Source organism: Hyphomonas oceanitis SCH89 (assembly GCF_000685295.1).
Lineage (GTDB): Bacteria > Pseudomonadota > Alphaproteobacteria > Caulobacterales > Hyphomonadaceae > Hyphomonas > Hyphomonas oceanitis.
Window position 1 is genome coordinate 63,782 of sequence record NZ_ARYL01000020.1, and the last position, 20,072, is coordinate 83,853.

The window sequence follows — 20,072 nt, forward strand, 5'->3', positions numbered from 1 at the left end:
CAGAATGATCTTGAAAATCATTCGCAATATTGTTGCGAGCTATTCTCAAAACTGCTAGGGCGCCTCAAACATCCAAACACAGAGAGAATTCGATCATGCGCAACCGCAATGCTGTCTACAAAATCAGCCTTCTCATGGTGAGCACGGCCCTTTCAGCACTCATTGCGCAAGCCCAGGCATCCGACGAACGTGATTCCGATGAGTTGCGGCAGGAAACGGTGATCGTGACGTCCCGCGCACAGCAGCTTTACCGTGTGACCGAGACGACTTCTGGCAAGATGCCGATCGAGCCGCTGCTATCGACGCAGGCGATCACGGTCATCAATGCTCAACTGATCGAAGATCAGGGCGCGCGCGATGCGCAGGATCTGTATCGCAACATCTCCGGAGTTAGCGTGTTCAGCTATGCGGGCGTTACGGCGCGTGGTTTCCGGCAGGAGGAGAACTTTTTTGATGGCCTGAGGGGCGACCCCTATGCCGGCTTCTCGGTGCCACAGCTGTTCAATGTGGAGCGCGTGGAGTTCCTGAAAGGGCCAGCCGGCATGCTCTATGGCGCGGGCGCGCCCGGCGGGCTGTTCAACTATGTGACCAAGAAACCGAGCGAGCAATTCGGCGCGACTGCTTCAGCCGTCTACGGCACGGAAGGACGCAAGGGCGCCTCTGTCGAAGTGACGGGCGCGCTACCGATGGAGGGAGCGGCAGGTCGGCTTGGAATCTTTTACGAGGACCAGAATGGGCCACGCCGGAATGCGGGCTCCGAAACGGACATCTATGATGCCGGTCTGAGCTTTGATCTCGGCGTGGCCGACCTTGTGCTGCAGGCGACGCGCTATGAGCAGAAGCTCGGCGGCAACCGGCTTCGCGGCGTACCGACAGACGATCTCGGCAATTTCCTGGCGGACCGGCGCTGGAACCATAACGAGCCGACCGACTTCCTCGACCTCGAATCGAACGTGTTGCAGGCCAAGCTCTATGCCGAGCCGATTGAGGGTCTGACGCTCGATGCTGGCATTCGCTACATGGATGGCACCGAGCGGCAGAAATACCATGAGCCGAGCGGCCTGTTCGATTCTGATGGCGACGGCGTTATCGATTCCTCACGGCGGCAGTTCCGCGACCAGTACAGACGCAATGAGGGCGTAAGCCTTGGCACCAACGCGGTCTGGTCAAAGCGGTTCGGGGCCATCGACAATCGGGTGCTGCTCGGGGCTGACTGGTACCGCAATGATGCCTACTTTACCGGCGTGTCGATCAGTGGCGCCAGCACGGCGACGACCGGCCTGCCCACGCCGCTCAGCCTGCTTGATCCGGTCTACGGCAATACCGATCCCTCGACTTATATCTATCCGGCCACGCGCGTTACGGAGACGGTGCAGACCCGTTACGGATTCTATGCGCTGAACGAAGCCACGATGGGCCCGGTGATTGCCGTCGTCGGCGTTCGCCAGGATACGTTTGAAGACAAGGACCGGGTCGGGGGCACCACGTTTGAGGATAACGCAACCACATGGCGGGCAGGGCTCGTCTACCGCATCCGCGAGGATGTCTCGCTGTTCGGCCAATGGGCCACCAGTTTCGAACCACAGAGTGTCAGTGCGCAGAGCCCGCTGGCTGGTGGCCCGTTTGAGCCAACGGAAGGCGAGATCGTCGAGGGCGGGGTGAAGACGGAGCTTCTGGGCGGGCGTGTGCAGACATCCGCGTCGGTCTACCGGATCGTTAAGACCAACCTGCTGCAGGCTGATCCGCGCGGCGATGTGGACGGCGACGGTGTCGATGATCAGGTCGCGTTCGGCGAAATTACCAGCGATGGATTCGAAGCAGACCTGACGGCCGATATCACCCAGAACTGGGTGGGTACGGTTTCCTATTCCTACAATGATGCCCGCATCACGAAGACGAATGATCTGTCGACCATCGACAGTAATGTCGGCGACAGGTTCGCCAATGCGCCGGAGAACACGGTCGGCTTCTGGACGCGCTATCAGGTGCCTGCCTGGAACACGGCGTTCGCTTTTGGCGGCGACTATGTCGATGTGCGCCAGAGCCTGAGCGGGCAGAAGGTGCGCCCATACATGATTTTCGACGCCTCGATCATCTATGAGATAGATGACTGGAAGGCCCTTCTGCGCGTCGACAACCTGTTTGACGAGACCTATGCATCAAGCGGCTTCATTGACCGCACGGGCCACTTTCCGGGTGATCCGCGCTCTGTGTTCCTGGAAATCAGCCGCAAATGGTGACAGGCGCCCTTCGCCCAAGGAAGCGTCGCACGCGCCTGTGGTGGCGTGTGCACCAGTGGGCTGGCCTGCAGGTGTCGCTCTTCCTGGCGTTTGTGTTCCTGACGGGCACGCTGGCTGTCTTTTCCTATGAGATGGATTGGCTGGCCCGTCCCGCCATGTGGGTGAACCCGGCCAGCGTGTCGCAGCCTGCAAGCTGGGGCGAGGTGGCGAACGCCGTGATGGCGCATGATCCGGAGGCTGAGATCATTGCGCTCAACACCCCTTTGAACGGCGCGGCGGCGATTGACGCGCTGGTGCGTTCGCCGGGGGATTCAACGCCCCATCATGTCTATGTCCATCCGGGCACAGGGCAGGTGACGGGCGAGGGCGCATGGCTGGGCTTCCAGCGCTTCCTGCGCAATACGCATCGCCATCTTATGCTGCCGGTGAAATGGGGCGTTTCCATCGTCGCGCTTGCGGCGGTGCTGCTGCTGGTGTCGCTGGTGACATCCTTTGTCGTTTACAAGAACTGGTGGCGGGGATTCCTGCGCTGGCCGAGGGGGCGAACGGTGCGGGCCGTGGTCGGCGATATCCACCGGCTGGCAGGCATCTGGTCGATTTGGTTCATCCTTGTGCTGATCTGCACGGGCTTCTGGTACCTGATCGAGATTTGGGGGGGAGGCGCGTCTGTGCCCGAGCGTCCGAAACTTGACCCTGTGAGCGAACTGCCGGTGGCCGAAGACCTGACGGTCGCGCTTGATAGGGGGATTGCCGAAGCGCATGCCGAACTGCCGGGCTATCGTGTTGCGGGCGTTATCTGGCCACGGGAGAAGTATCCGGCCTTCATGGTGCATGGCCACTCTGGCCGCGCAATCCTCGTCCGGCCAAGGGTGGACGCGTTCTGGGTGGATGCGCGGGATGGGCACCTGCTGGGCCGGATTGATCCGCGCACGCTGAGCGCTCACCAGCGCATTGCCGAGGGCGCGGATCCGCTGCACTTCGGCACATTCGGAGGCTATTGGACGAAGACGATCTGGTTTGTCTTCGGTCTGGCCCTGACGGGCCTCGCACTCACTGGCGTCGCAATCTATACGCTGCGCATTGCCAAGAGCGAGCGGGCGCATCCCGGCTGGCGACGCGGCCTGCGCGACGGTTGGCGCGGCATGGGCAAGGCACGTTGGATCGCGCTTGGCCTTTGTCTTCTGCCCGTGGTGCTGGCGCCTTTCGTAATTTAGGCGCAGCGCAGCTCGTCAGGCGAAGTCGAACGTGCCGACTTCGTCTTCGACGGTGATTGTCACCTTGCGACCGACAGGGCTGGCCTCTTCGCGCAGAACAGCGAGGGCGGCCGGGCTGGCCTTTGCAATCGTGCGACGACCGTCGGCAAGGCGGGCAAAGATGATGCCAGCCTCAGGACCAGCCTTACCATGGGTGACGGTGAAGGTTTCGAGCGTGCCTTCGCCGTCTGCCTGATGGATTTCCACTTCTGTCTTTGCCTTGGCAGCAGGGGCCACAGGGCGGAACGCCTTAGGCTTCTCGGTCGAGTAGACGCCAGCTGCTTCCTTGGTCATCCAGCCGCCATTGGCGAGGACAAGGCCGAGGTCGCCGGGCGCGGCCCGGAGTGTGTGCGCCATCTCGGCAATGCCGTGGAGGGAGTAATTGTTTCCGGGGCCACCGAAGAAGGGCAGGCCACCCGTCAGCGTGAGGGGGCGGGGATCGGTTTTCCAGTCTATGCCCATAGCGGCGGTTGAGGAGAAGACCGCGCAGGGGAAGCAGGAATAGAGGTCGAAATGATCGATGTCGTCTGCTGTGACGCCTGCCTGCGTGAGGGCACGCGACGTCGCCTGTTCCATGGCCCATGAACCGTCGAGCTTTGGCCGCACGGAGATATGGTTGTCGCCTGCCTCGCCGCCGCCGTGGAGATATACGCGTTTGTCCTTGGGAATGCCGAGTTCATCAGCCTTGCTTTCGCTCATCAGGATGACGGCAGCGCCCTGGTTCACAGCGTCCTGTGCGATGAACCATTTGAGGAAAGGATCGGCATATTCATAATTCTCGCGCGACGGTGTCGAGAGGAAGTCGACGCTGTGTTCGACGGGGAATTGTGAATACTCGTTCTTGGCGGCAACGGCGGAGAAGGGCTGGAAGAGTTCAGCCATGGCGCGGCGATGCTCGCTGCGCGTGCGGCCTTCGCGTGCAGCGATGGCATTTTCAAACAGGCCATAGAAATAGGCCGGGGCGATCAGGCCATGCTTGATCTCTTCGCGGGTGAGCATCATCGGGCCCATGCCGCGATCCTCGTAGGCGGCATCATCGCCATCGGCCCAGTTGATCTCGACATTGTTGCGGCGGGCGCCCTTGGAAGCGCGGTTGGCTTCCGAACCCGAGATGAGCGCGACTTCAGCTTCTCCGGCATGAATGCGGGCGGCCATCTCGTTGACCAGCGCCTGCGCGCTCTGGCCGCCGACGGTCTCATAGATGAGGTTGGCAGGCTTGGCGCCAATGTCGCGGGCGAGCGTGCCGGGCAGGTTGGTGTTGTGGCCATGGGGATGTGGCGCACGGCCGATCGAGTCCTCGAAGATACGGACGACGGCGAGCGTATCTATCGCACTGGCAATGCCAACCGCGCCAGCATCGGCAAGGGCGGCCTTCGAGGCATCGACCATGAGAGATAGCGGTGAAGGCGCGCCGTCAGGACCGTTTGTGCCGTCCCACTGGCTGAGGCTTTGTCCCACACCGACGAGGACGGGCATGTCTCCCTTGGCCATATTAGTCTCCCTGATATCTCAAAATCTGTTCTGCGAACGGGCTTAGCGCGCCCGCAGAGCGATTTCGAGATGGGACGTTGGGGAAACCCGGTATTGCGTCTAGTGCGCCAGGAAGCCCTTTTCCTTGAGGTAGTCCAGGATCGTTTCGGCGGCATCTTCAGGGGATTGTCCGACCGTGTTGATCCGGAGTTCCGGATCGAGCGGAGGCTCGTAGGGGCTGTCGATGCCGGTGAAGTTCTTGATCTCGCCTGCACGGGCCTTCTTGTAGAGGCCTTTTACGTCGCGCTGCTCGGCGACATTGAGCGGGGTATCGACATGGATCTCCACGAACTCGCCATCGGCCATCAGATTGCGGGCCATCTGGCGCTCGTCGCGGAACGGCGAGATGAACGAGACGAGCGTGATCAGGCCGGCATCGCTCATCAGGCGTGCAACGTTCGAGACGCGGCGCACGTTCTCGACGCGGTCGACATCGGTGAAGCCGAGGTCGCGATTGAGGCCGTGGCGGACATTGTCGCCATCAAGGATGAACGTGTGCTTGCCGAGCGCGAACAGGCGCTTCTGCAGGGCGTTGGCGATGGTCGACTTACCCGAGCCCGAGAGGCCCGTGAACCAGAGCACGGCCGGTTTCTGGCCTTTCTGTTCGGCCAGCGTGGCACGGTCGATATCGATGGCCTGCCAGTGGATATTGGAGGCGCGGCGCAGGGCAAAGTCGATCATGCCGAGGCCGACCGTGTCATTGGTCTGGCGGTCGATCAGGATGAAACCGCCCATTTCGCGGTTCTCGTCATAGGGGTCGAACGCTATGGCCTGGTCGAGCGACAGGGTGGTGACGCCGATCTGGTTCAGCTCGAGCGTTTTGGCAGGCATGTCGTTCAGCGTGTTGATGTCGATGCCGTATTTCGGTGCATTGATCGTGGCCGTCACGGTCTTGGCGCCGATCTTCAAGAGGTAGCGCCGGCCGGGCAGGAGGGGCGTGTCGCTCATCCAGAGAACACGAACCTGGAACTGGTCGGACACTTCAGCCGGGCTATCGGCTGAAACGATAACGTCGCCGCGCGAGCTATCGACTTCATCGGCGAGCGTCAGTGTTATCGACTGGCCAGCGACGGCCTCGTCCAGATCGCCAGTGGCGGTGACGATGCGGGTGATGGTGGACTGGCGCCCCGAAGGCAGCGTCTTGATCCGGTCGCCGGGCTTGACGGTTCCGGCCGCGATCTGGCCGGAGAAGCCGCGGAAGTCGAGGTTCGGACGGTTGACCCACTGCACCGGCATGCGGAACGGCGCATTGAGGCGCTTGTCGCCGATCGGCACGGTTTCCAGATAGTCCATCAGGCTCGGGCCGTCATACCAGTCCGTTTCGCGCGAGTTCTCGGTAATGTTGATCCCGGCGAGGGCTGACATCGGGATGGGCTGGATTTCGAGGTCGGTCGCCAGCTCGTCTGCAAAATCATAGAAGTCTTCGACAATGTCATTGAAGACCTGCTCGCTGTAATCGACGAGGTCCATCTTGTTCACGGCAAGCACGAGGCGGCGGATACCGAGCAGCGTTGTGATGAAGCTGTGGCGGCGGGTTTGGGTCAGGATGCCCTTGCGCGCGTCGATCATCAGGATGGCGACATCGGCGGTCGAGGCGCCGGTCGCCATGTTGCGGGTATATTGCTCGTGGCCGGGCGTGTCCGCGACGATGAACTTGCGCTTGTCGGTGGCAAAGAAGCGATAGGCGACATCAATTGTGATGCCTTGTTCACGCTCGGCGGCGAGGCCGTCGACGAGGAGGGCGAAGTCGATATTCTCACCCTGCGTGCCAACGCGTTTGGAGTCTGCCTCCAGCGAGGCCAGCTGGTCCTCGAAGATCATCTTGGAATCATAGAGAAGGCGGCCGATGAGGGTCGACTTGCCATCATCCACGCTGCCGCATGTGATGAAGCGCAAGAGAGACTTGTGCTCGTGCTTTTGCAGGTAGGCGCCAATGTCTGAGGCGATGAGGTCGTCGGTGAGGCGCATCTAGAAATAGCCTTCCTGTTTCTTCTTCTCCATGGAGGCGGCCTGGTCGGCGTCGATGACGCGGCCCTGGCGCTCTGACGTCGTGGTCAGCAGCATTTCCTGGATGATCTCTTCAAGCGTGGACGCGGTGCTTTCGACAGCGCCGGTCAGAGGGTAGCAGCCGAGCGTGCGGAAGCGGACGGACTTCATCACGGCGGTCTTGGTCAGCTCATCCGGCATCCGGTCGTCATCGACCATGATGTCGACGCCGTTCCAGGTGACGACCGGGCGTTCAGCGGCAAAATAGAGCGGCACGATCTCGATCTGCTCGCGGCGGATATATTGCCAGATGTCCAACTCGGTCCAGTTGGACAGCGGGAAGACGCGGATACTTTCGCCCTTGTGGATGCGCGTATTGTAGAGGTTCCAGGGCTCAGGGCGCTGTTTCTTGGGATCCCAGCGATGCTCGGCCGAGCGGAACGAGAAGACGCGCTCCTTGGCGCGGGATTTCTCTTCGTCGCGCCGGGCGCCGCCAAAGGCTGCATCGAACTTGTACTTGTCGAGCGCCTGTTTAAGGGCCGCCGTCTTCATGATGTCGGTATGCATGGCCGAGCCATGCGTGAACGGGCCGACGCCGTCGCGCACGCCGTCTTCATTGATGTGGACAAGCAGGTCCATGCCCATTTCGGCGGCCTTGCGGTCGCGGAACGCGATCATCTCCTTGAACTTCCAGGTCGTATCGACATGCATCAGGGGGAATGGCGGACGTGATGGATAGAAAGCCTTCATTGCCAAGTGCAGCATCACGGCGGAATCCTTGCCCACCGAATAGAGCATGACGGGGTTTTCGCACTCCGAAGCCACTTCCCGCATGATGTGCAGGCTTTCGGCTTCAAGCCGGTCGAGATGGGTCATCTTGGCCAAGGTTAGTAACGTCCTTCAGTCTATTTTGTGTCGTCCTAGTCGTCTTGGAATGGGTAGGGAAGGGCGCCATTTCCAGGAAACACACTTGTAAGCAGTGCTATACAGTTAGGCTGACCGGCAGGATCGCCCGTTAACGCTGGGAATACCCCGAGATTGTCGCAATTTCCAACAATCTGTCATTATTCAGACTGAATGGTCGGGTCTATCTAAGCTCTCTGATTCCCTGGAGGTAGATTATGTGTGGCATTGTAGCGATTACGGGTTCTGAACCTGTTGCGAACCGTCTGATCGACGGCCTGAAGCGGCTGGAGTACCGTGGCTATGACAGCGCGGGCATTGCCATCTCATCGCGTGGCAAGGTCGAACGTCGCCGTGCCAAGGGCAAGATCGTCAACCTGCAGGCCCGCCTTGAAGAAGAGCCCATGGACGGCCTGACCGGCATTGCCCACACACGCTGGGCAACGCACGGCAAACCCAACGAAACCAATGCGCACCCGCACATGTCGGGCAATGTGGCCATCGTGCACAATGGTATCATCGAGAATTTCCGTGATTTGCGCACCGAGCTGGAAGCGGCTGGACGCGTGTTCGAGTCCGAAACAGACAGCGAAGTCATCGCTCAGCTGATCGCCCAGAAGATGGACGAGGGCCTGAGCGCCGTGGACGCGTTCGAGGCAACGCTTGGCCAGCTTACGGGCGCGTTTGCGCTGGCTGTGATATTTGCGGGTGAAGAGAGCGTGCTGATGGGCGCGCGCAAGGGCAGCCCGCTTGTGCTTGGCTATGGCGAAGGCGAAATGTTCCTCGGTTCCGATGCCATTGCGCTGGCGCCGCTGACCCGTGACGTGACCTATCTGGAAGAGGGCGACTGGGCTGTGCTGCGGCCTGATGGCGCTGATATTCGCAATTCGCGCGGCGACCGGGTGAACCGGCCTCGCGTGACTTCGGCTGTCAATGACGCGCTGATCGAGCGCGGCGAATATGACCACTTCATGCTGAAGGAAATCCACGAGCAGCCTGAATCCCTGGCGCGGTCGATCCTCCCCTATATCGACCAGGCAACCCAGACGATCGAGGCGGGCGATACGGCGAGCCAAATCTTTGCCGATGCTGACCGCGCCGTCGCGATTGCCTGCGGCACGGCCTATTATGCGGCCCATACGGCGAAATATTGGTTTGAGCAGATTGCGAAGCTCGCCGTTGAAACCGACATCGCGTCGGAATTCCGCTATCGCAAGCCGGTCCTGCCGGTGACAGGTCCGGCTCTGTTTGTCAGCCAGTCGGGCGAGACGGCGGATACGCTGGCGGCGCTGCGCTATTGCCGCGAGAACAAGTCGCCTGCGATTGCGGTGGTGAACGTGCCGGAAAGCTCGATTGCGCGCGAGGCCAAGGCGATTGTGCCCACGCATGCCGGACCGGAGATTGGTGTGGCCTCGACCAAGGCCTTTACGGCGCAGCTGGCCGTGCTGGCCGTATTGGCCCTGTCAGCGGCCAAGGCGCGCGGGCATCTCAAGACCGGTGACGAGGCCAAATATGTGAAGAGCCTGCTTTCGCTGCCGCGCAAAGTGTCGGAAGCACTCGAAGCACAGCCGGAAATCAAGGCCATTGCGCAGACACTGACCAAGGCGAAGGACGTGCTGTTCCTCGGCCGGGGACGCTATTTCCCTCTGGCGCTGGAAGGCGCGCTGAAGCTGAAGGAAGTGTCCTATATCCATGCCGAGGGCTATGCCGCCGGCGAGCTGAAGCATGGGCCGATCGCGCTGATAGAACAGGACCTGCCGATTGTCGTTGTTGCTCCTTATGACGACCTCTTCGAGAAGACGCTCTCGAACGTGGAAGAGGTGCGGGCGCGCGGCGGCCGGATCATCCTGATCTCCGACGATAAGGGCATCAAACTGGCCGGAAACCGGGCCGATCATGTCATCCGCCTGCCGGATGCCGACGAGATCGCCATGCCGATCCTTGCGGCGATCCCGTTGCAATTGCTGGCCTATTTTGTCGCTGTGGCGAAGGGGACGGATGTCGACCAGCCGCGCAACCTGGCCAAGTCCGTCACGGTTGAGTGACGTTCGCGCGTTGCGGGTGCTGCGGTTCATGGTATAGCCGTCGCCCGAAGGCAGACGCCTGCTGCAATTGCTGAAGAGCGCGCTTATGAAGCCTGAGTTCAGACCTGATCCTGTCCTGAAAGACGTGATCCTGATCAAGCCTGCGCGTATCGGGGATGCGCGGGGCTGGTTCTCGGAAACCTTCAATGCGCGGCACTATGCCGAGGCGGGTATTCCGGATGATTTCGTCCAGGACAATGAATCCTGCTCCGAAGCCATGGGCACGCTGCGTGGGCTGCATTTCCAGTTGCCGCCGCATGCGCAGGCCAAGCTGGTGCGCTGTACGCGCGGGCGTATTCTCGATGTGGTCGTGGACATAAGGCAGGGCTCGCCGACGTTCGGGCAGCACACGCGCGTGGAGCTTTCAGCTGAAAAGGGCGAGCAGGTTTATGTGCCGGTGGGCTTTGCGCACGGGTTCTGCACGCTGGAGCCCGATTGTGAGATTTCCTACAAGGTGACGGCCTATTACGCCCCCGCGTTCGACCGCGGGCTGGCCTTTGATGACCCTTCCCTGGGTATTCAATGGCCATTCCCGGACCAGTCGCTGGTCTTGTCGAACCGTGACCGGGGGCATCCGCGGTTGTCAGATCTTGGCGACGTGTTCCCGGCCGAGACGGCGGGAGCCGCGCGATGAAGTATCTTGTGACCGGCGGTGCCGGCTTCATCGGCTCGGCGCTGTGCCACAGGCTGATGGCGGCGCCTGACGCGCAGGTCACGGTTGTCGACAAGATGACCTATGCGGCCAACCCGGCGTCGCTGGCGCCATTCGAGGGACAAGGCCGGTTTCGCCTCGTGAAGGCCGATATCTGTGATCAGACCCGAATGATGGAACTGGCGCTGGCGGATGCGCCGGACGTTATTTTCCACCTCGCTGCCGAGACGCATGTGGACCGTTCCATCGATGGGGCGGATGCGTTCGTGCAGACGAACCTGGTTGGGACGTTCGCGATGCTGCAGGCGGCGCGGGGCCTGCATGAGCGCAAGGGTGGGTCGGGCGTTCGCTTTGTGCACGTCTCGACGGATGAAGTGTTCGGCTCGCTCGGAGCGGAGGGCCACTTTGATGAAGCGACGGCCTATGACCCGTCGTCCCCCTATTCGGCGACCAAGGCAGGCGCAGACCATCTCGCGCGGGCATGGCACCGCACCTATGGGTTGCCGGTGATGGTTTCCAATTGCTCGAACAATTACGGGCCGCGCCAGTTTCCGGAAAAGCTGATCCCCTTGATGGTGCTCAATGCGCTGGAGGGGCTCAAGCTGCCGATCTATGGCGACGGCTCGAATGTGCGCGACTGGCTGCATGTTGAAGACCATGCCGACGCACTGGTTCGCATCGCCGAGGCGGGTGTGCCGGGCGAGAGCTATACGGTGGGCGGCAATAGCGAGAAGACCAATCTCGAGATTGTCAGGCTTGTTTGCCAGTTGCTGGACGAGCGGCGCCCGCTGAGCGCACCCCATGGCGACCTGATGACGTTTGTGGCTGACCGGCCCGGCCATGACCTGCGCTATGCCATTGATGCGAGCAAGATTGGCCGTGAGCTGGGCTGGGCCCCATCACGTGATTTCGCGCAGGGGCTTGCCGATACGGTCGACTGGTACATTGCCAATGAAGCCTGGTGGCGCCCCTTGCGTGAGACGGTTTATGCCGGCCAACGGCTCGGCAAGGTCGGAGCCTGAGGCATGGCGGAAGGCACCATCCTTGTGATCGGCCGGACGGGCCAGGTCGCGCAGGCGCTGGCGCATGTTGGCGGCGCGTCGGTGATCTGCCTCGGACGACCGGATGCAGACCTGAAGCGGCCTGAAACGCTGGCGCGCGCAATCGACCTGCACAAGCCGGTCGCCGTCATCAATGCAGGCGGTTTCACGCTGGTCGACCAGGCCGAAGCCGAGCCGGACGAGGCACGGATACTGAACGTCGATGGGCCGTCAGGCCTTGCGCTTGCCTGCAAGGCGGCAGGGGTGCCGCTCATCCACCTTTCAACCGATTGCGTGTTTGACGGCGAATTGGCGCGTGCCTATCGGCCCGATGATGTCACAGCGCCGATATGTATCTACGGGCAGACAAAGCTCGATGGCGAACTGGCGGTGGCGGACGCTTACGCGCGGCATTTGGTTGTACGCGTGTCATGGATATTCTCGCAGTTCGGGCACAATTTCGTGCGGACCATGCTCAAGCTCGCGCAGACGCGGGATCGTGTGTCTGTCGTGTCAGACCAGGTCGGCTGTCCGACTTATGCCCCCGCGCTTGCGGCCGGGTTGCTGGAAATGGCCAGGCAGGCTGCCCAGCCCGGCTTTTCGGGCTGTGGAACATATCATCTGGCCGGGGCAGGCGAGACGGACCGGGCAAGCCTCGCGCGAAGCATTTTTGCCGAAAGTGAGCGTCATGGCGGCCCGGTGGCCCAAGTCGACGCCATTCCCACTTCGACCTATCCCACCCCTGCCACGCGTCCGCTGAATGCGCGGCTCGACATCACACGCACGACCGATATATTCGGCGTCCAGCTGCCAGACTGGCAGGACGGCCTTGCCGCTACTGTCCCGGCGCTGATTCAGGAGATTGCGAACGCATGAAAGGTATCGTGCTGGCTGGCGGACTCGGGTCGCGGCTGTATCCCGTCACGCGCGGTGTGTCGAAACACCTGCTGCCGGTGTATGACAAGCCGTTGATCTATTATCCGATTTCGACGCTGATGCTGGCCGGCATCCGCGAGATGCTGATCATCACGACGGGTGAGCACGCCGACGCCTACAAAGCGCTTCTCGGTAATGGCTCGCAATGGGGCGTCGAGTTCCAGTATGAGATCCAGGACGAGCCACGCGGGCTCGCTGAGGCCTTCATCCTGGGTGAGCGCTTCATCAATGGCGGCACGTCGGCGCTAGCCCTGGGCGATAATATTTTCCACGGCGCGGGGCTTTCAGGGCAATTGCTGGAAGCGGCTGCCCTGCAAAAGGGCGCGCGCGTGTTCGCGCACCAGGTTCAGGATCCACACCGGTTCGGCATTATCGAGATGTCGCCTGAAGGCAAGCCTATCTCGATCGAGGAGAAGCCGACCGAGCCGCGCAGCAATCAGGCGATCACTGGGCTCTACTTCTACGATGCAGACGTTGTGGAGATAGCCAAGGAGGTCAAGCCGTCTGCCCGGGGCGAGGTTGAGATTACTTGCGTGAACCGCGCCTATCTCCAGCGGGGCGATCTGTTCGTGACCAAGCTGCCGCGTGGCTCGACATGGCTGGATGCCGGCACGTTCGACAGCCTGCTGGAAGCCTCGCATTTCGTGCAGGCGCTCGAAAAGCGTCAGGGCCTGAAGATTGCCTGCCTTGAGGAAATTGCCTGGCGCAAAGGCTTCATCAATGCGGCCACGCTTGAGGCGTTGGCGATGGCCTACAAGAATGATTACCAGGGCTACCTACTGGCCTTGCTGGACAAATCCGCCCAATAAAGAGCTGAAACGTCCGGAAGACCCGCCATGCCCGTTCCCAATATCGCTGAAGTCGAATCGCATGTCATCGCGCTGCTGAACCTGCACGGCCCGTTGATCGGCAAGCAATTGTCCGAAAAGCTGCCGGACATTCCGAAGCTCGCCCTTTGGCAAGCCTGCTACCAGAGCCGCGCGTTGCAGGTGTCCCACTTTGCCAGCTATTACCTGCGGTTTGACATTACCCGTGAAGACCAGGTGCGGCTCAGCCCGTCCATCCTGCGTGACTTCCTGTCATTCTCGCTGTTCGGCCTGCCGGGCCAGCGCGATCAGATGATCGAGCGGCAGGGGACCCTATCCAACATGCACCGGGAGATCAGCCGGGAAAAGATCGCGCTTGCGCAGCAGGTGATGAAGTCGCTCTTCCTCGACCTGCCGCGGGAAATCCGCTCGTCCATGTGCGCGTTCATTGCCGGTGACCTTGCTTATTTTCTGGCTCATAATGAGCCGCGCGAACATCTGGTCTCGGGCGAAATGGTCAAGGGGTCCGATATCGATATCGTCATCATACTGAATGATGACTTGCCCGACACCATTCAGCGCAAGATCGATGCGGACATGATTGCGCTGAAGAACTATTACCTGCGCCACCCGCAATACCGGCACGAAATCGACTTCATCACCAAGCGCAAGGAGACGATGCTTCGCCAGTTTCACTATACGGATATCCACGACAAGATTGCGAGCAAGATCGCCTATGAATCCATGTTCCTTGGCGGCTCGCTGACGCTGTACATGGAAGTGCGTGACGCGATGACATCGACAGGTGTTGACCGGCTTATCGAGGCCGACTTCGACCACGCGCTCAAGGACCGGAAGCACGCGATGCAGACACTGCTTCAGGCGTCCAGCGATGACATTGATGATGAGACGCGGTCCCTGTTCTACTTTTCGCAGGAACGGGTCGAGTTTACCTGAGGCCTGTCAGAAAAGGTCTGTGCGCCCGCGCGCCTTCAAGGCCGCAATGACAAGGCTGACATCCTGCGATCGGGATTTCGGCATGACGAGCACGGCGCCGTCATGGACGGCGATCACCATGTCATCAATACCAAGGGCCGCCACGAGTGTGCCTTCGCCTGCATGAATTGTGCAGTTCCTGCTATCGATCAAGATCGGGCCTGAATCAGGCGAGGTATCCTGCAAGTCGCCCCAGGCAGGCCATGTGCCGACATCGCTCCAGGCGCAGGAGACGGGCCCGACGACGGCCGCTTTCTGCGTGTGTTCCATGACGGCATAGTCAATCGAGATCGACCGGATTTGCGAGAACAGGGTCTCGTCCAGCCGCATGATCGTGGCGTCCGTATCAGTCGCATTGAGCGCAGCGACTGCTCCCTCCATCACGTCAGGCGCATGGGTGCCGAGTTCGGCTTTCATGAGACTGGCGGGGAACAGGAAGATGCCCGCATTCCACGAATATGTGCCATCCGCTAGATAGGTCACGGCGGTCGCCTGGTCGGGCTTTTCGCGGAAGGCTGCGACGGTGAAGGCTGAGGGGCCAATGGCTTCGCCGGCCTTGATGTAGCCGAATCCGGTTTCGGGCCGGTCCGGTGAAATGCCAAAAGTGACAATGCGGCCACCTTGGGCAATCCCGGCTGCATCCGCGACCGCCTTGCGAAACGCGGCGGGCGTTCCGATGAAATGGTCGGCAGGCAGAAGCAGGACAAGGCCGTCAGGATCAATGCGGCTGATATATTCGGCGGCGATGGCGGCGACAGCAGCCGTATTGCGGGCGCAGGGCTCAAGCAGGATGGCGAGCGGATTGATGCCTGCATCTGTGAGCTGGCGCTCCAAGAGGTCAAGGTAGCGCGCATTGCTGATGATGACCGGGTCGGCGAGGCTGAGGCCGTCATCGGCTTGAGCGACGCGTCGCGCGGTTTGCCGGAACAGCGATTCCCCGGAAATGAGGTTAACAAACTGTTTCGGGGTGCGCGATGTCGACACCGGCCACAGACGGGTTCCGGATCCGCCGCACATGATAACGGGATAAATAGCCATAATCTGCGTCGCTCCTGAAGATTTATTTGGTGAATTCATGTGATCGAATCACGAGATCGGACCTTATTTCAGACGCATGGCAGGAAGGCTAGTCTTCAGCCGCCCATGGCCCTGCAGCACTCGCTTGACAGGGGAGCTGGACAGGCTCCACGCTACTTTAAAAGCGCATTCTGGACATCCAATGACCGTGCGTACCCGTAGGAGAGCTCAAAGTCAGGAGTATCCCGTGTCCCGAAATACCAAGGCCCGACAGGTCTCGATCCCGCTTGTGCTCAGCGCTGCCTTGCTGGTGCCTTCATCCCTTATCCTCGGGGCATGCGCAGGTGGCGGCGGCGGTGGTAGCGGATCTGCCGTTACACCCCTGTCTCCTCCACCCCCTCCGCCACCTCCTCCACCGCCACCCCCTCCACCGCCCCCGGCGCCTTTTCCATCGACAATTGCGGCTGCCAGCGCGTTCGAGACATACGAATATAACCGTACGGGTGGCCTGCCGGTTATCGGCGCCTCGTCGGCCTATGCGTTAGGCGCGACAGGTGACGGCATCACGATCGCCATCATCGACACGGGGGTCCTGAGGGACCATCCGGACCTCGCCGACGCTGACATCCGGACATATGACGTCTGTGCGGCCACAGCCTGTGCCGGATATGATTCGAATGGCGACAGCATCGTTCAGGTTCGCCAGCCGGGTGACATCGACACTGAAGGGCACGGTACGCTGGTCACAGGCGTGGTGGCTGCCGTGCGGCAGGACAATTATGCGACGCCGGTTGATGAGGGTAATAACGGCGTCAATATTCAGGGCATCGCCTATGAAGCGTCCGTAATCGACATCAGGGCGGATGGGCCCGGAAGCTGCGCCCGGACGGGCGAGGACGAAGGCTGCACATTTTCCGATAATACCCTGGTCCAGGCCATCGACTATGCCGTCGCTCAGGGTGCCAGCGTGATCAACATGTCGCTTGGCGGCGACATCGATTCCGACCAGTCGCTGGAGAATGCCGTGCGTCGCGCGGCGGCTGCAGGTGTGCTTGTCGTTATCTCGGCGGGCAATGAGGCTGAACCCGCCGGGACCGATGACATGGGCAATCCTGTTGATGCGATGGGCCAGATTCCGTCAGAGCCGGCCTATATTGCCGGTGAGGCGGCTTCGCGTGGCCGGGTTGTTGCGGTCGGCTCAATCACGCTCGACCGCGTGATGTCGGACTTCTCGAACCGGGCCGGCGTAGCATCGCAGAACTATTACCTCCTCGCGCCCGGAGAGGGCATCGTGACCACGGGTCTTGATGACAATGTCACGAATCCGGACGGGATAAATTGCATCGGCGTACAGACGTCCGGCTGTAATGATGCGGACTCCATCGGCGATTATTACCGCGTCAGCGGCACATCCTTTTCGGCGCCTTACGTCGCCGGCGCCCTGGCGCTGCTGCTGGATGCGTTCCCGAACCTCAAGGACAGTCCCGAGCTGGCGCTTCAGATCCTGCTCGATACGGCTGACGATTATGTCGATAATACGCCAGATGCCATAACGGGTGAGATAGCCGGTGTCGGCACTGATTCGGTCTCGGGCGTTGGCATCATCAACCTGGTCGAAGCGTTCCGTCCGCAGGGCCAGCAAAGCCTCTCGATTTCCGGTGAACAGGTCAGCGTGGCGCAGACGCTTGCGCCTTCCGGCGGTGCGTTTGGCGACTGGGCGACAGCGTCCGGCGCTTTTAACGGCATCGTCTTCACGGATGACTACGGGCGTGGCTTCAGGCTGGATGCAGACAAGGCTGGCAAGGCGTTGCCGACACAATTGTGGCCCTCTTCGCGCTCCATAAAGATGGATATGCGGGCTGACTGGGCCGCGAGCGAATCGCGCGCCGTGGCAGTGGGTGATCTCACCTTCGCGTGGTCGACACCGCGCCTGCAGGAAGACCGCCTCGCGCCCTATCAGGAAGAGCCTGTCACGAACTATCAGGCCGCCTACCGATTCACCGGAGGTGAGGTGGAGTTCGGACGGGGCGGCGGTCTTGCGCGGCTCGCACCTGAAGTCACGCTTTTCAACGAGCCGGGCATTGGCAATGCCTATGCGACTGGCGGAAACTGGGCGCGGCTCAGCCATGATGTGGGAATGGGGCTCACGATGGATTTCTTCACTGCAGCGGACGAGGCCCGCTCGCTCACCGGCGTGAGCGTGGGGCGCGATGCGCGCTTCTGGTCTTTCCGTGCAGGCATATCGAATGCCTCAGATGATGAGACGGCCCTCGGAGGAAGCCTGCAGGAGCGCTTTGGCGAAACAGACCAGGCCGGCATGACTGCCTATTCGGTTGAGGGCGAATGGAATCCGCTCGGGCGCCTCACCCTTTCATCCGGTGTGGAAATGGCGAGTGTCGATCTGCCGGGCGTCGACGTGCAGGGCATCTGGACAAGCCGCTGGTCGCTCGGGGCGACGCACCCGGCAGGCCCCGGCGCGCTCAGCTTCGTGGTTGCCCAGCCACGCCGCGCCGAGACAGGCACGATCCGCTTCGTCGCCCCCACAGCCATCGATGCGACAGGCAGCCTCATAAGCGGCCAAGTGGAAGCCGGGCTCACGCCTAGCGGTCGGCAGATCGATTATGAGGGCCGCTATCGATTCAATCTGCCGGGCGACTGGATCGGCGAAGCCTCAACAGCCCTTTCCACATCACCGAACCATATTAGCGGTGCTGATGCAGAAAGCGTGACGTGGCTGGCGGTAAGCACAAAATGGTAGGGCGCCGGGTGATAATTGCGATCGGGCTCGCCTCGCTTGGGGCCTGTGCCTTGTGGCAAAACGGCGCGACGCCAGAGGCGGTTGCAGACTGTCCATCTGTCACGCGCGCCTCAGCCTGGGTGGATCAGATGCCCAAAATCGGATCATCGCCGCACAAGCTGATCGTGGCGCTGAAACTTGACGATGCGCGGCCATGGCTGCTTACACCGACGACATCAGCCGATCCGGCACTGCTCGTGCTCGACCTGTCGCCGGGTGGTCCTGCGTTTCCTGGCAAGGCTGGTTACCGCGAAACCGCAAGTGACGTGCCTCGCCGAGCTGTCAGTATCATGTGCGGCGGCCGAGAACGTTTGCGCATTGATAATATTACGAAGGTGATGTGACCAATAACCTTAGATAAGACGTGATCGCGCGCCCATGCGCAATGGATCGAGCGTACTCACATACCCAGCGCCATCGAGATTGGTTGAAATGTACTCGGCGGCGGCCTGGCCTAAGCGAGCCGCTGAGTCCCTGTTTTTGTTCAGGTGTCTTATAGCCTCGACACTGGCGTCCTCATCGACTTTTGCCCAGATAGCGCCTCTAGGCGCCTTGTATACACCGTAGGGATCATTGACGGCTTCGAGTTGATACGGAAGCGGGACGGAGTTTTCCGCATCCATGAATTCCATGTTTCCCGACCAGCCCGTTGCCATGGCAACCCGGCCGACCGACATGGCTTCGGCGAGATGCAGCCCAAAACCCTCAGAGCGGTGCGCCGACAGCATCACATGATGCGAGGCAATCAAGTTCCATCTGCGCGCATCAGGAAGCGATTCGTCGATGATCGTGACCGAGCTGTCGCCTCTGACGGCCTCTGTCAGATCGCGAGAAAATTCCGGATACTCAGCCATGTTGCGCAATTTCACTGTCAGGGACGTGTCGTCTTTTTGCGAAAAGGCGTTCCGGTAGATTCGGACAGCTGACAGCACGTTCTTGCGATGAAACGAGGACCGTCCATCAGCCATGATCAGGCACCGCAGCGGGGATGAGTCAAATCTGGCGGGTGTATCATCCGCTGTGAGTTCCGGTGCGCGAACCGGCAGGGCAACAGTCCGGATAGGTATGTCGACAAATGGACGAAAAGCTTCCGTGACAAAACTGCTAGGGGTCCAGATTTCATCAAGGTGTTCGGCAATCGACAGCCACTCTTTTGGGGGTTCGCTCAACTCCCACGCCCAGTATCCGATGATCCGCCAATTGTGCCATCGGCGAAGGCCGAGCGCCTGAAGCGCTATGCGCGTTTCAGGCGCATTGGCATGCAGGACAAGGGTGCCGCTACTGCCGGATGGGATCTTTTGAAGCGCGTCCTCGCTGTGTCCGTCGATCTGGTTGAGGATATCGCTGAGGTCGACAGCGATGGGGTTATATCCTTGCCGCTTTAGCGCATGGATGCCGAGGCGGGCGGCCTGTCCCAACCCATTGGCAGTTCGAAACATGCCAGCAACGACAAGGGGGGCGGATGGGTTAAAGCCCTCTCGCTTCGGATTGCCTCTCGGCAGCATCGCAACCCTGATGTCACGTGCCGCTGCAGCAGTGGGAGGAAAGCGTCCGGCCATTTTTCGGGCGCTGCGGAACACCATGATTCGCTTTCCACTTTTACGCTACAGGCGAACTCGCCTTACAAGAAACACAGGTCTTAAATATGGACCTTATTGGGCGAATGGCCTGTTGTCGTCAAGCAATCGGGTATCGACCGGTTCCCTGTCGGTCCGGCCACTGCCAGCCGCCCTTTTCGGACCATTGACAAGGACCGAGGTTGTCACAACAAGGGCAGGATTAAAACAACTGCTACAGGAGCGGGTAGCGTCCCATCAGATGGTGTAAATCGT

At 60.9% G+C, this 20,072-nt stretch carries 15 protein-coding genes; 10 read left to right on the forward strand and 5 right to left on the reverse strand.

Annotated elements, in window-relative coordinates; all coding sequences use genetic code 11:
• Nucleotides 1–95: 95 nt before the first annotated feature.
• Nucleotides 96–2,240, forward strand: a complete 2,145-nt coding sequence (locus HOC_RS13295; RefSeq protein ID WP_035539409.1) for a TonB-dependent siderophore receptor — start codon at nucleotides 96–98, stop codon at nucleotides 2,238–2,240.
• Complete coding sequence (locus HOC_RS13300; RefSeq protein ID WP_035539412.1) at nucleotides 2,234–3,454, forward strand: PepSY-associated TM helix domain-containing protein; 1,221 nt, start codon at nucleotides 2,234–2,236, stop codon at nucleotides 3,452–3,454. Before HOC_RS13295 ends, HOC_RS13300 begins: the two co-directional genes overlap by 7 nt.
• A gap of 15 nt (nucleotides 3,455–3,469) precedes the next feature.
• On the opposite strand, the gene HOC_RS13305 is transcribed toward HOC_RS13300, so the two are convergent.
• The 3 genes from HOC_RS13305 to cysD form a co-directional block, all read right to left on the reverse strand.
• A complete protein-coding gene (locus HOC_RS13305) occupies nucleotides 3,470–4,648 on the reverse strand; it encodes an acetyl-CoA acetyltransferase (protein ID WP_422120052.1) in 1,179 nt (392 codons plus the stop codon).
• 435 nt (nucleotides 4,649–5,083) lie between these two features.
• Nucleotides 5,084–6,991, reverse strand: a complete 1,908-nt coding sequence (gene cysN, locus HOC_RS13310) for a sulfate adenylyltransferase subunit CysN (protein WP_035539415.1) — start codon at nucleotides 6,989–6,991, stop codon at nucleotides 5,084–5,086.
• A complete protein-coding gene (gene cysD / locus HOC_RS13315) occupies nucleotides 6,992–7,885 on the reverse strand; it encodes a sulfate adenylyltransferase subunit CysD (RefSeq protein WP_035539456.1) in 894 nt (297 codons plus the stop codon).
• Nucleotides 7,886–8,130: 245 nt separating this feature from the next.
• Here cysD and glmS point away from each other — a divergent pair, with 245 nt between their 5' ends.
• From glmS to HOC_RS13345, 6 genes are all read left to right on the forward strand, one after another.
• Nucleotides 8,131–9,957 carry a glutamine--fructose-6-phosphate transaminase (isomerizing) gene (gene glmS, locus HOC_RS13320; RefSeq protein WP_035539416.1) on the forward strand — a complete coding sequence of 609 codons (1,827 nt, stop codon included), beginning with the start codon at nucleotides 8,131–8,133 and terminating at the stop codon, nucleotides 9,955–9,957.
• 85 nt (nucleotides 9,958–10,042) lie between these two features.
• Nucleotides 10,043–10,630 carry a dTDP-4-dehydrorhamnose 3,5-epimerase gene (rfbC, locus tag HOC_RS13325; RefSeq protein WP_035539417.1) on the forward strand — a complete coding sequence of 196 codons (588 nt, stop codon included), beginning with the start codon at nucleotides 10,043–10,045 and terminating at the stop codon, nucleotides 10,628–10,630.
• Nucleotides 10,627–11,670, forward strand: a complete 1,044-nt coding sequence (gene rfbB, locus HOC_RS13330; RefSeq protein ID WP_035539418.1) for a dTDP-glucose 4,6-dehydratase — start codon at nucleotides 10,627–10,629, stop codon at nucleotides 11,668–11,670. Before rfbC ends, rfbB begins: the two co-directional genes overlap by 4 nt.
• Before the next feature lie 3 nt (nucleotides 11,671–11,673).
• Nucleotides 11,674–12,564, forward strand: coding sequence for a dTDP-4-dehydrorhamnose reductase (rfbD, locus tag HOC_RS13335; RefSeq protein ID WP_035539419.1), 891 nt, complete (start codon nucleotides 11,674–11,676; stop codon nucleotides 12,562–12,564).
• Nucleotides 12,561–13,433, forward strand: a complete 873-nt coding sequence (gene rfbA, locus HOC_RS13340; RefSeq protein ID WP_035539420.1) for a glucose-1-phosphate thymidylyltransferase RfbA — start codon at nucleotides 12,561–12,563, stop codon at nucleotides 13,431–13,433. The genes rfbD and rfbA overlap by 4 nt, the downstream gene beginning before the upstream one ends.
• 27 nt (nucleotides 13,434–13,460) lie before the next feature.
• On the forward strand, nucleotides 13,461–14,387 hold the full coding sequence (locus HOC_RS13345; protein WP_035539422.1) for a hypothetical protein: 927 nt from the start codon (nucleotides 13,461–13,463) through the stop codon (nucleotides 14,385–14,387).
• 6 nt (nucleotides 14,388–14,393) lie between these two features.
• On the opposite strand, the gene HOC_RS13350 is transcribed toward HOC_RS13345, so the two are convergent.
• Complete coding sequence (locus tag HOC_RS13350; protein WP_051624872.1) at nucleotides 14,394–15,464, reverse strand: mannose-1-phosphate guanylyltransferase; 1,071 nt, start codon at nucleotides 15,462–15,464, stop codon at nucleotides 14,394–14,396.
• A 226-nt stretch (nucleotides 15,465–15,690) separates the two neighbouring features.
• On the opposite strand from HOC_RS13350, the gene HOC_RS21325 reads away from it, so the two are divergent.
• Together HOC_RS21325 and HOC_RS13360 are read left to right on the forward strand one after the other, a co-directional pair.
• Nucleotides 15,691–18,201 carry a S8 family serine peptidase gene (locus HOC_RS21325; RefSeq protein WP_051624873.1) on the forward strand — a complete coding sequence of 837 codons (2,511 nt, stop codon included), beginning with the start codon at nucleotides 15,691–15,693 and terminating at the stop codon, nucleotides 18,199–18,201.
• 128 nt (nucleotides 18,202–18,329) lie between these two features.
• A complete protein-coding gene (locus HOC_RS13360) occupies nucleotides 18,330–18,584 on the forward strand; it encodes a hypothetical protein (RefSeq protein ID WP_156950491.1) in 255 nt (84 codons plus the stop codon).
• 9 nt (nucleotides 18,585–18,593) lie between these two features.
• On the opposite strand, the gene HOC_RS21330 is transcribed toward HOC_RS13360, so the two are convergent.
• A complete protein-coding gene (locus HOC_RS21330) occupies nucleotides 18,594–19,823 on the reverse strand; it encodes a glycosyltransferase (protein WP_051624874.1) in 1,230 nt (409 codons plus the stop codon).
• Nucleotides 19,824–20,072: the final 249 nt, after the last annotated feature.

Coding starts and splice junctions, on each gene's coding strand:
- HOC_RS13295 (WP_035539409.1), top strand. CDS start 96: ATGCGCAACCGCAATGCTGTCTACAAAATCAGCCTTCTCATGGTGAGC.
- HOC_RS13300 (WP_035539412.1), top strand. CDS start 2,234: ATGGTGACAGGCGCCCTTCGCCCAAGGAAGCGTCGCACGCGCCTGTGG.
- HOC_RS13305 (WP_422120052.1), bottom strand. CDS start 4,648: ATGGCCGCCCGCATTCATGCCGGAGAAGCTGAAGTCGCGCTCATCTCG.
- cysN (WP_035539415.1), bottom strand. CDS start 6,991: ATGCGCCTCACCGACGACCTCATCGCCTCAGACATTGGCGCCTACCTG.
- cysD (WP_035539456.1), bottom strand. CDS start 7,885: ATGACCCATCTCGACCGGCTTGAAGCCGAAAGCCTGCACATCATGCGG.
- glmS (WP_035539416.1), top strand. CDS start 8,131: ATGTGTGGCATTGTAGCGATTACGGGTTCTGAACCTGTTGCGAACCGT.
- rfbC (WP_035539417.1), top strand. CDS start 10,043: ATGAAGCCTGAGTTCAGACCTGATCCTGTCCTGAAAGACGTGATCCTG.
- rfbB (WP_035539418.1), top strand. CDS start 10,627: ATGAAGTATCTTGTGACCGGCGGTGCCGGCTTCATCGGCTCGGCGCTG.
- rfbD (WP_035539419.1), top strand. CDS start 11,674: ATGGCGGAAGGCACCATCCTTGTGATCGGCCGGACGGGCCAGGTCGCG.
- rfbA (WP_035539420.1), top strand. CDS start 12,561: ATGAAAGGTATCGTGCTGGCTGGCGGACTCGGGTCGCGGCTGTATCCC.
- HOC_RS13345 (WP_035539422.1), top strand. CDS start 13,461: ATGCCCGTTCCCAATATCGCTGAAGTCGAATCGCATGTCATCGCGCTG.
- HOC_RS13350 (WP_051624872.1), bottom strand. CDS start 15,464: ATGGCTATTTATCCCGTTATCATGTGCGGCGGATCCGGAACCCGTCTG.
- HOC_RS13360 (WP_156950491.1), top strand. CDS start 18,330: ATGCCCAAAATCGGATCATCGCCGCACAAGCTGATCGTGGCGCTGAAA.
- HOC_RS21330 (WP_051624874.1), bottom strand. CDS start 19,823: ATGGTGTTCCGCAGCGCCCGAAAAATGGCCGGACGCTTTCCTCCCACT.